Here is a 10,609-nt window from a genome sequence, read left to right on the forward strand (position 1 = left end):
GAATGCGGTGCCCGTCTGCTTTTCTTCTATTCATGATTCTGTTCTGTTTCTATGAGCCGCTCAAGGATGCGCCGCTTTTTATAAAGCATCATGCCTGTTTCGGTAATGTCATTTAAGGTCGAGCGATTGGCCGCCGCGCCAAAGACCATTCCCGCGACCGGCACCATTTGAAAAAGCTTTTTCCAGCCAAAGGTGTCACGGTAGCCTAAAACCACTTCCCTCCAGCCTTGAATTTGGGAAGCGACATTCTTATATGTACGGTCCTGATCATAATCTTTTAATTCTTTCAGAATGGATTTTTTACCGACAACATCTGCTGAAGTAAGCTGCAAACATTTTACGATGAAGACCCGCTCTTTTTTCTCCTTTGGATCATAGCCATAGGTCACTGCGATATCCTGCAGTGTTTTTAATGATAAACCGAGCACAGCCGGAATGTCTGCCGCCAGAGTAAATACGCCGCCCACACCCGTGGTCGCTCCCTGAACGGTTGCAGCGTTGATTCGGTTTTTGCCCATCGCTTCAGCAACATCATCCATAACAGCCAGAGGCGCTTTCTGTACGTCCTCCAGTGATTCAAAGGTTTGCTCGGGCAGTTTCTTTTGAAACGTTTTGATAATCTGTTTTTCCGATGTCAGGTACTGTCCTCCAGTTTGAACAAAGCTGCCCACCTCATCCAAAAGCTTGCCGATCTTTTTCTGGATGAATTCCGGCGTCAGCTTGTCCAGCAGCTGAAACGGGAGACGGCTGAGTTTTTCCCAAAACCAGACTTTTTGCTGCTCCTTTTCCCATTTCTCTATTTCTTTTAATTGCTGATGTAAGTCTTCTTTTCGTTCTGTTGTCACCCAACTCGCACTTCCCTTCCGTTTTTTTCTACTATATAGTATACCTTCATTTTTCTCTAAAACGTTTTTATTTTTCACCTGCGGGTACCATTTTTATAAAAGCAGAAGGAGTGATGGATATGCCTTGGTCTATGAAGGATTACCCCGCTTCACTGAAAAATCTCGAGAAGCCTGTGAAGAAAAAGGCGATTGAAATTGCGAATGCCATGATTGATGAAGGCTATGAGGACGGACGCGCCATTCCGATTGCGACGAGCAAAGCAAAGGAATGGGCGGAAAACGCCTCAAAAAAGGAAATTGACGACTTCCTCAAACATGATGATGAAACAGAACGCGATGAGGAGGCAAACGATGACGCCAGACCTGAGCTAATGAATAAAGCGGAGCATGTCATCAAACATAAAAGTGGCTGGGCCGTCAAAGCTGAGGATGCCAAACGTGTATCTGAAATCAAGAATACGAAAAAGGAAGCGATTGAACGGGCGAAGGAAATTGCGGAACATAAAGGCACAGAAGTAATTGTTCATTTGGCTGACGGCAGTGTGCAGAGAAAGATAAAAACAGGATCATAACCAAATATGCTTTTGTACGTTTCGGATCTGTCTAGAACGGTAATTGATATATAAATCATTAAGGAGAGGTGAATATGATGCTTAGCTTTTTGGTTTCATTAGTTATTGCTATCTTAATTGGACTAATCGGAAGCGCCATCGTCGGCAATCGCATGCCTGGAGGAATCTTCGGTTCGATGATTGCAGGGCTGATCGGCGCATGGATCGGGCATGGCTTACTCGGAACTTGGGGACCAAGCCTTGCAGGATTTGCCATTATTCCGGCAATTATCGGGGCAGCGATCTTCGTATTCTTACTGAGCCTCGTATTCCGCGGACTGCGCAAGGAAGCCTAGATATTAGATGATTCAGGAGGCATCGTTTCATACTGAAACGATGTCTTTTTATGTATGGACCTTATCAGATGCCCTACATATCATGTTACATAACAGGGAAAAATTTGAGTGTCATTTTTGAACATCATTGGTTGACAAGAAATCGTGATGGTCATATGATGTAGATAAAATAATTTGGTTTAAGGAAACTCTTTGTTGTATGGCAAAAACAATTAGAATTCAGGTGAGTACATGATGAATAAGGACATCACAGCACAATCTCCCCGTTCCAAAGCAGTCCAAGATGCGCTTGACGGGAAAAGCAGAGGATTCAGAGGACTGCTGCCTTTTTTAGGCCCGGCGTTTATTGCAGCCATTGCCTATATCGATCCCGGTAACTTCGCAACAAATATATCAGCAGGTTCTAAATATGGATATATGCTGCTATGGGTGATTTTATTTTCTAATATCATGGCGCTCTTGATCCAATCACTCTCCGCCAAACTCGGTATCGCGACAGGCAAAAACCTGCCTGAGGTCGCTCGTGAGGAATTTCCTAAGCCTGTCTCTATCGGCTTATGGATTCAAGGCGAGCTCGTCATTATCGCGACTGATCTGGCGGAATTTATCGGAGCGGCATTGGGACTGTATTTGCTGTTCGGCATCCCGATGCTCGAAGCGTCTATTATTGCGGCGATCGGCTCTTTCGCGATTTTGGAGCTTCAGCGCCGCGGTTATCGCTCACTTGAAGCCGGTATTGCCGGCATGCTGTTTGTAGTGGTCATCGCCTTTGCGCTGCAGACCTTTTTTGCAAAACCGGATGCCGTCTCAGTGATGAAAGGACTTTTCGTGCCGACATTTCATGGCACCGATAGCGTGCTTCTTGCAGCAGGTATTCTCGGCGCAACCGTTATGCCGCACGCCATTTATTTACACTCTGCCCTCACACAGCGGCGGGTGGTCGGCAAAACAGATGCTGAACGGAAGAAAATCTTCAGATTCGAATTTATTGATATTTTAATAGCGATGCTGATTGCAGGGGCTATTAATGCGAGTATGCTGATTGTGGCTGCCGCATTATTCTTCAAAAACGGGCTGTTTGTCGAGGACCTTGATGTCGCGTTTCAGCAGTTCGGTCATCTTGTCAGTCCTGTTTCAGCCGCGTTATTCGGAATCGGCCTGCTGGTTGCGGGCCTGTCCAGCTCGTCTGTCGGAACACTTTCAGGCGATGTGATTATGCAGGGATTTATCAACTACCGCATCCCGCTGTATGTACGGCGGTTCATCACCATCATTCCGCCGATCTTGATCATCGCATCAGGCGTCAATCCGACGTCGGCTCTTGTGCTGAGCCAGGTGGTTCTTTCCTTCGGCATTGCCTTTGCTTTAATCCCGCTTATTATGTTCACAAGCAATAAGCGGATTATGGGTTCGCTGATCAATGCCAAATGGGTAACAGTGGTTTCTTGGCTGATCGCTGTGCTGATTGTTGCTTTGAATGTGTTTTTGATCGTCGATACGTTCCGTTAGAAAAAAACCGGCTGAAAGAGCCGGTTTTTTGTTTTAGGGTAAAAGCTCATTGATATCATTTTTTACAGAAATTTGTTATGATAGAAGAAAAAATCGGAGTTTTGATAATGTCAGTATTTATTCTGTTTTATTTATGGATTGTCCCTATTGTTATCGGAATTTTATGTTCTGTTATCGCTTATAAATCAACAGGTAAAAAAATGCGAATCGCGCCCGGCATCGCCATGGTGGTGCTCAGTATCATTTCCTTGATTACCGCTTTTACGGCCGGAGGCGCTAATTTTCACGTGTTTATCGGCGGAATGTTTTTATTCGGCACTTTATTAGTTGGTTCTGCTTTTCCTTTCTTTTTCGGACTTTCGAAAAAAGGGAAATAAACTTATAAAGACATTCATTTTGTAAGATTTGATAAGAATAAACAGATGAAACAGACAAGGACAAATGCGCTGATCTTTCTGCTTTGAAAGAAGATGCATTTGTCCTTGTGTCTGTTTTGGGCACGGCGAAAATCATGACAGGCTGCATAGATCATTCCTGCTGATCCCAATAAATATACGAGTCATTTTAAAGGTTCAAACAACCGATTTTATGACTCACCCTCCGTAAAATCAAAAAACAGGAGCCTTCACGGGCCCCTGTTTTTTTAGAATAACCGTTTTAAGCTTTGTTTCAATGACGGCATTTCAATTTTTTGGTTTTCGAAGAAGTTTTTCAGCATATATTTGCTGAAGCCTTTTGCCTGTCCGTAGGTGATTTTGCCGGGCAGCGGCGGTTCGTTTCCGATCATGACGTCGACAACGACCGGCTGATCGGAGTGAAGCGCCTCATGGAAAGCCGGTGCAAGTTCTTCCGCTCTCGTCACCTTGATGCCTTTTGCTCCGCAGCTTTCTGCAAATGCGGCATAGTCGACATTCTGAAGTTTTGTGACATAGTCGATGTTCCCTTTGACCTGCTGTTCATATTCAATCATGCCGAGATTTTCATTGTTTAAAATGACAACAGTAATCGGGAGCTTATATTTGACTGCGGTCGGGAGATCCTGCATGACCATGGAAAAGCCCCCGTCACCGCAGACTGCGATGGCTTGGCGCTCCGGTTCAGACAAGCTCGCCGCTATAGCTCCCGGCAGGCCGCATCCCATTGTCGCAAGCCAGCTGGAAACGATGAAATCCTGGTTGACGTTCATTTTGAAATGCCGTGCCATCCAGACGGTGACAGTGCCGACATCTACAGACAGCACCGCGTCTTCCGCTGCTGCCTCCTGAAGACGTGCGATGACCTGCTGAGGTTTAAGCGGTGTTGTCGCCTCAGCTTCATCTTTTTCGATTTCATTCCACCAATGCTGCATATGTTCAGTGCAGGCATTTAGGAATCTTCTGTCTTCCTTCCGTTCAATATACTCCGTTAATTCGCGCAGACCGAGAGCCGAGTCACAGACAAGCCCCGCTGTTACCGGATAGCGTTTGCCGATTTTCGCCGGGTCTGAATCAAGCTGGATGGCCGGTGTGTCTTCCGGCAAGTAATCACGATACGGGAACGAGGTGCCAAGCATAATTAACAAATCGCATTCTTCCATTGCCTCATAGGCCGGCTTTGTCCCAATCTGTCCAAGGTTGCCGAGAAAATGCGGGTGCTTATCGGGAACAACGCCTTTTGCGGGGAGCGTGACGACGATCGGCGCCGCTGCTTTATCCGCAAATTCCAGCAGCTCCCGCTTCGCCTTCTTCATTCCCTGTCCCGCCAAAATGATCGGCTTTTTCGCATTGTTAATATATTGCGCGCATGTCACAAGCTGTTCTTTTTTCGGTTCAAGATTCCCTTCAATATACAACGGTGATGTATAAACGGGTTCCCGTTTGATTTTCTCCGCAAACAAATCATCTGACACACTTAATACCGCAACGCCTTTTTTGCTGTAGGCAGTGCGGATCGCCTGATTCAACAGATCCGGCAGTGACTCCGCGCTATGTACCTCCCTGTTAAACACTGCCACGTCTTCAAACATTTGCTCAAGCTTAATCTCCTGAAAGTAGTCCCGCCCGACTTCGCCTGAGGAAACCTGACCTGCAATCGCAAGCACAGGGGCGCCGTCCGCTTTTGCATCGTATAAACCGTTCAATAAGTGCACCGCACCCGGCCCTGCAATTGACAGGCAGACACCGATCTTGCCGGTGAGTTTTGCCTCAGCCGCGGCTGCCAGCGCTGCCACCTCTTCATGGCGGGTTTGGATGAATTCCAATTGATTTCTTTCGTGTCTCAGTTCCTCAATAAATTCGTTAATGCTGTCTCCGGGGATGCCGTAAACATGATCAACTCCCCATTGTTCAAGCAGTTCTGTCATTGTTTGTCCTGCTGTTTTGTGTGCCATGCCGTATCCTCCTTTTTCCTTTTTCAATACCACAGGGGGAGCCGTTTAAAACCCGGAGGCAACTATCGCTTGCTGTATTTCCTTCTAAACAGCTCTAGGGCCGCCAAAAAGCTGTTGTCCTTGACGGCACTCTTGATGCCCGCGGCACCGTTTAGAAAATCTCTGATTTGCATTTTCCGGTTTGGCACCATCAAAAGCGGCAGACGCTCCGGCGAAAACCACTTCAGCCCGGCCGTTTCCATGCCGTTTTCTATCGCTTGTCCGCCTGTTATGTTCCCTGCAAACACATGCTGTTCGTCCTGAAACTTAGGTCTTTGATAGACACCCAATTTCCCGGAAGGCTCTATCAGATATCCCGTTTCTTCCATTACCTCCCGGACCGCCGCTGCCTCCGGGGTTTCTCCTGATTCAACCCGTCCGCCCGGCAAATCCCATAAAGGAACGTCTTTTCGTTTGACCAGCAGAATCTGCCGTTTTGTGTTTGTCACTATGACAAATGCCCCTTCCGTATACATCGCCATCTCCCCTTTATTTAAAAAAGACCAAGGAGATGTCCCTTGGTCTGAGCTGCTTACTTTTTAAAATGATACGGCAATGTGGCAACGATTATGTCCTTCTTCCAGAACAGCCGGACTCTGAGCAGGAAGGCTGACTGGTTGTGCAGAATGGTGTGCCAGCGTTTTTTTGTGATAAATTGCGGGAACAGCACCATGACAGAAAACTGTTTCTTCTTCGCTTTTGCTTCAACAGTTTCCAAAAACTTATCAAACGGATGGACCAGGCTTCTGTACGAAGAGTGAAGCGTGACGAGACGCACTCCATTATTCAGCTCTTCCCAGCGTTTTTCCACTTTCTTTTCCTGTTCTCTGTCAAACGACACGTGAACGGCAATGACCTGATCTGACAGTGATTTCGCATATTGAATGGATTTTTGCACGACGGTTGTGACGCCGGCTACAGGCACAATCACGACCGTACCTTTGATTTCTTCCGGCTGTTTGTTTACGATACGAAGCTGTTCACCGACAGCCGTATAGTGATTTTTAATCGCAAAAAACAAAAAAACGACGATCGGCATAAAGATTAAAACAGGCCATACGACATTAAACTTCGTGACAAACAGGATGGACAGAACCATAAACGATATCAATGCGCCGCAGGTGTTGATCAGCATTTTTCCAATCCAGCCTTTTGGTTTTTGTTTGATCCATTTGATGCACATCCCTGTTTGTGAAAGGGTAAATGGAATAAACACACCGACCGCGTATAGCGGGATTAAGTGCTCCGTCTGCCCTCCAAATAACAGAATCAGCACAATTGAGGCAACACCTAAAAAGATAATCCCGTTTGAGAAGCCTAAGCGGTCGCCTCTTACTGTAAACATGCGCGGCATGTATTGGTCTCTCGCCAAGTTGAAGGCAAGCTGCGGGAAGGCTGAAAAGCCCGTATTCGCCGCAAGGACCAAAATTAACGATGTCACACCCTGAATGACATAGTAGAACACATTTCTGCCGAAGGTATCCGATGCGATTTGTGAAATGACCGTTTCATTCGGTTTCGGAGCCGTCCCGTAACCGTATGCAAGTACCGTAATGCCGGCAAACAGAACCGCAAGCAAGATCCCCATCATAGCCAACGTTCTCGCCGCGTTTCGCGCAGGCGGGTTTTTGAAGGCTGGAATCGCGTTGGAGATCGCTTCAACTCCGGTGAGCGCGGAGCAGCCGGATGAAAAAGCCTTAAGCAGCAAAAACAGCGTAATGCCGGCTACCGGTGTGCCGATCGGTGTATGATGGACTGGCTGATCAATTTGTCCTGTCATAAGCTTAAAAAGACCGACGGCAATCAGGATGAAAAGCGCCGCCACAAACAGATAGACCGGGTAGGCAAGAATCGATGCTGATTCTGACAGCCCCCGCAGATTTAAAATCATAATCACTAAAACAAGTAAAACAGCAATCGGTATATGATAATCATGCAGTGCCGGGAACGCCGACGTGATGGCGTCCGTCCCTGCGGAAATACTTACCGCTACAGTTAATATATAATCGACAAGCAATGAACCGCCTGCAATCAGCCCGGGCTTTTCGCCGAGGTTTTCTTTTGATACAACATACGCCCCGCCGCCCTGCGGATAAGCGTAAATAATTTGCCTGTATGAGAGAATCAGCGCGAGCAGCAAAATGAGTACGCCGACCGCTATCGGAATGGAATACCAAAATGCAGCAGCGCTTACCGCCGCCAATATGATAAGAATTTGTTCCGTTCCGTAAGCGACAGATGATAAAGCATCTGAGGAGAGCATGGCAAGCGCCTTTAATTTCGTCAGTTTTTGTTCTCCCGCTGCTTGTGATTTTAACGGTTTCCCAATCAAAAAACGTTTGATTGAATGATACATCGATGTCTTCCCCTTTTAATTTCATTTTTCATTAAAACAATAAAACATCCGCATCTGCTCTCACATTTTGTAATAGTCCTTTCTGCTATGATGTCTCTGTATGCGATTTACATCCTGAAAATTGAACAGCAAAAAACACAGAGGCAAACGGATGCCCCTGTGCCTTAACATCGAACACAGGTTTCATTCATCTCCTCTCATGAACGCTTACGAGGTTAGCTGACGGATTCGGGCATATGAGAGTTTGCCCTACCTAAAAAGGATTCACCCCGAGCGGCAAAATGCCGCCAAAATGGGTCCCCCGCTCTGTTTACAGATTAAGCGATTTGTTTTCTAAAAGAGATCATACTCCCGTTTACGTATGTTGTAAAGAGGCTTATCGGCCGGGAGAAAAAAATAAAATGACAGGTTCCACAAATGGAAAATTTAAACCAAAAACAAAAAAACAGAGGCTGATATCAGCCTCTGCCTTATTCTCTGTCTGTCTTTCTCTTTCTTCGTCTAACGGTTACCCAAATGAAGGCTGCCGCAATTACCATCATGAGAGCCAGCACGCCGATATACAGCAGTTGTTGCCCATGATCTTGTGCTGTTTTTTCTGTTTCAGAACTGTTTGTTTCCGATTTGAGCTGCTGGTGGTTTGTAAACACCTGCTGGCTGTTTGTTTCATTGATGACGGTCGCCGTGTCATCATTGCTGTTCAAAAAGCTGATGATTTCTTTTGTGACGGCCGCGCCATTTCCTTTCAGCGGCGCAAAAACAGCCATCGTATAATTTGAATCCCATAAAGACGCTTGGGTAAATGCCACTTGTTTCGTCGTCTCGTTCAGCATTTCAAAGCCCGACACGTCAAACGAGCCGTTTTTCGCTTGAGGCACGAGCAGATCAGAAGATTTCTCTTTCAAAAGAGAGAACTGGCTAATGCCGCCGATGAAAATTAAGTTCCGGCCTTTCGCGTCCTCCGCTTTAACTTCAGATGCTTTCCTTACTGTGAAAGATTGCTGGGCTTCGCTTCCAAAGGAATCAGTAACGAGAGAAAGCTCCTTAAGCTTGGATTTGCTCACGCTGTCAGGTAGCACAATCAGTGTTGCCTGTTCCTGATTTCCGGCGTATGGAAGCGGCCATTCTTGAAAATCGGCTGACGGAGATGTGCCTTTGATCGTGTAAGACAATGTGCTGCTTTTATCAATGAAGACCCATTTCTCTTCGTCCGTTGTGTTGCAAGGGTTGTTTTCCTTTAAGCCCGTGGTGATAAACTGTATATCAATGTAGCGGTTTTTCTGCAGCAGCTCAGGGTCTACTTTCAGCGTGACATGATAGTATCCGTTTTTATCTTCTTTCCCTAATTCATCAAGGCGAACTGAATGCGGCTGACCGTTGATAAGGACCTTCAGCTCTGCTGCTTGAGAGGCTGAACCGCTTTCTGCCGCGGCTGCTTGAATCGTTTCCGATTTCTTTAGTTTAAGCGACAGCTTGGCTGATTGATTTTGGTCTATCATCGCAGAAGCCGGATAAAAATAATGTGCTGAAGATGTTTTGTCAGCTCCGATTGTCATATCTTCTGCCCCGAATTTCTCAAGGGTCAGCTTATTGCTTACCTGCTTTTCAGCCTTCTGAAGCTTGCCAATTGAAAGTGTTTCCCCGCTTAGCTGGCCGGTGTAAGTCTGATCGGCGATGGCGCTGATTTTTTCTGAGAGCACATCATCAGATGCCGTTTGTGCAAACAGAACCGGCTGCTGCTTGCCCTGTGCTTTCAGCACGCGCTCCGCAAGCAGAAGTTTTTCTCCTTTTGCCTGTAAGCCGGCTTGTTTGATCAGCTTCTTCACCTTGCCGTTCCAATGCTTATCCACTCCGATGAAAATGGTCGGCTTGTCGATTTGCTTCACTTCAGATTCCTTCACAAACGAAATGCTGACACTGCTGTCCGCAGTTTTCAGGTATCCTTCTGTCTTGACAGCCGCTTCAATTTCTGCCGAGCTCGGGTTATCCGGAATGACAATAGCAGTCTCTTCCGCTGTATTTCCCGATTGGGCAAATGGGTATGGGTAATGTTCAAGTGATGTTCCCTTCGCTTCGCTGCTGTCCGCCAGTGTCAGGCGGCTGTCCGGATAAATTTTGATCCAGTTGCCGGACGTATCCTGTCTGACGCAGACGCCCTCTTTCAAGACGCCGTAAAATTTCAGTGATACGCTGTGATAGCCTGGGGCGGACTGGCTTTTGTTCAAGTTCAGCTTCAGTGTTTTCCGTTTTGGATCGCCGTTTAGCTTTAACGTTTTTACCGGTTCATTGTCAATTACAGCCGTTAACGATGAAGGAGAAATTAAAAGATCTGATGCCTCATATTCAATCACCAATTGCTGGCTGCCGGAAGAGGCGCCTGCCGGAATCTGATACGTCAGTTCCGCGCTGTCTTTTGATCCGTACAATGTCATAAGATCGTTTGTCAGCACCTGCTGTTTGGCTTGTTCACGGCTGCTTTTGCCCAGAAGCGAGCCATCAACCTGCATCTCTTGGGCAAAGGCCGATTGTCCGGTCATTGCCAGCAGCAGAAAGCTTGTAAGAAAAATAAGTAGTTGTTTCAAAAA

9 protein-coding genes and 1 riboswitch are annotated in these 10,609 nt (G+C 46.6%); of the genes, 4 read left to right on the plus strand and 5 right to left on the minus strand.

The features are described from left to right. Nucleotides 1–26: 26 nt before the first annotated feature. Nucleotides 27–845: an EcsC family protein gene (locus KXD37_RS21570; protein WP_106022304.1), complete on the minus strand. Its 819-nt coding sequence runs from the start codon at nt 843–845 to the stop codon at nt 27–29. 119 nt (nt 846–964) lie between these two features. On the opposite strand from KXD37_RS21570, the gene KXD37_RS21575 reads away from it, so the two are divergent. The 4 genes from KXD37_RS21575 to KXD37_RS21590 all read left to right on the plus strand — a co-directional run bounded on the left by KXD37_RS21575 (nt 965) and on the right by KXD37_RS21590 (nt 3,638). Further along, nucleotides 965–1,417: a DUF2188 domain-containing protein gene (locus tag KXD37_RS21575; RefSeq protein WP_106020964.1), complete on the plus strand. Its 453-nt coding sequence runs from the start codon at nt 965–967 to the stop codon at nt 1,415–1,417. Between the two features lie 77 nt (nt 1,418–1,494). Beyond that, the gene (locus KXD37_RS21580) at nt 1,495–1,752 is read left to right on the plus strand and encodes a GlsB/YeaQ/YmgE family stress response membrane protein (protein ID WP_010333083.1); all 258 of its coding nucleotides are present in this window, start codon (nt 1,495–1,497) and stop codon (nt 1,750–1,752) included. 231 nt (nt 1,753–1,983) lie between these two features. Continuing rightward, a complete protein-coding gene (locus KXD37_RS21585) occupies nt 1,984–3,261 on the plus strand; it encodes an Nramp family divalent metal transporter (RefSeq protein WP_049809886.1) in 1,278 nt (425 codons plus the stop codon). A 107-nt stretch (nt 3,262–3,368) separates the two neighbouring features. Next, nucleotides 3,369–3,638 (plus strand): hypothetical protein, encoded by a 270-nt coding sequence (locus tag KXD37_RS21590; protein ID WP_010333081.1) that lies wholly within the window; start codon nt 3,369–3,371, stop codon nt 3,636–3,638. A 266-nt stretch (nt 3,639–3,904) separates the two neighbouring features. On the opposite strand, the gene KXD37_RS21595 is transcribed toward KXD37_RS21590, so the two are convergent. The 4 genes from KXD37_RS21595 to KXD37_RS21610 form a co-directional block, all read right to left on the minus strand. Further along, nucleotides 3,905–5,629, minus strand: a complete 1,725-nt coding sequence (locus tag KXD37_RS21595) for a pyruvate oxidase (RefSeq protein WP_254518050.1) — start codon at nt 5,627–5,629, stop codon at nt 3,905–3,907. Nucleotides 5,630–5,691: 62 nt separating this feature from the next. Next, nucleotides 5,692–6,144: an NUDIX hydrolase gene (locus tag KXD37_RS21600; RefSeq protein ID WP_254518049.1), complete on the minus strand. Its 453-nt coding sequence runs from the start codon at nt 6,142–6,144 to the stop codon at nt 5,692–5,694. A 56-nt stretch (nt 6,145–6,200) separates the two neighbouring features. After that, on the minus strand, nt 6,201–8,024 hold the full coding sequence (gene kimA / locus KXD37_RS21605) for a potassium transporter KimA (RefSeq protein ID WP_188323536.1): 1,824 nt from the start codon (nt 8,022–8,024) through the stop codon (nt 6,201–6,203). Nucleotides 8,025–8,213: 189 nt separating this feature from the next. Continuing rightward, nucleotides 8,214–8,358: riboswitch (cyclic di-AMP (ydaO/yuaA leader) on the minus strand. A 136-nt stretch (nt 8,359–8,494) separates the two neighbouring features. Beyond that, nucleotides 8,495–10,606, minus strand: a complete 2,112-nt coding sequence (locus KXD37_RS21610) for a cellulose biosynthesis cyclic di-GMP-binding regulatory protein BcsB (protein WP_254518048.1) — start codon at nt 10,604–10,606, stop codon at nt 8,495–8,497. Nucleotides 10,607–10,609 lie beyond the last annotated feature (3 nt).

The organism is Bacillus sp. XT-2 (genome assembly GCF_025696525.1).
Lineage (GTDB): Bacteria > Bacillota > Bacilli > Bacillales > Bacillaceae > Bacillus > Bacillus halotolerans.

Excerpts from the sequence above, each read along its gene's own strand:
- KXD37_RS21595 (WP_254518050.1), bottom strand. The coding sequence starts at position 5,629 with ATGGCACACAAAACAGCAGGACAAACAATGACAGAACTGCTTGAACAA.
- KXD37_RS21575 (WP_106020964.1), top strand. The coding sequence starts at position 965 with ATGCCTTGGTCTATGAAGGATTACCCCGCTTCACTGAAAAATCTCGAG.
- KXD37_RS21585 (WP_049809886.1), top strand. The coding sequence starts at position 1,984 with ATGATGAATAAGGACATCACAGCACAATCTCCCCGTTCCAAAGCAGTC.
- kimA (WP_188323536.1), bottom strand. The coding sequence starts at position 8,024 with ATGTATCATTCAATCAAACGTTTTTTGATTGGGAAACCGTTAAAATCA.
- KXD37_RS21580 (WP_010333083.1), top strand. The coding sequence starts at position 1,495 with ATGCTTAGCTTTTTGGTTTCATTAGTTATTGCTATCTTAATTGGACTA.
- KXD37_RS21590 (WP_010333081.1), top strand. The coding sequence starts at position 3,369 with ATGTCAGTATTTATTCTGTTTTATTTATGGATTGTCCCTATTGTTATC.
- KXD37_RS21600 (WP_254518049.1), bottom strand. The coding sequence starts at position 6,144 with ATGTATACGGAAGGGGCATTTGTCATAGTGACAAACACAAAACGGCAG.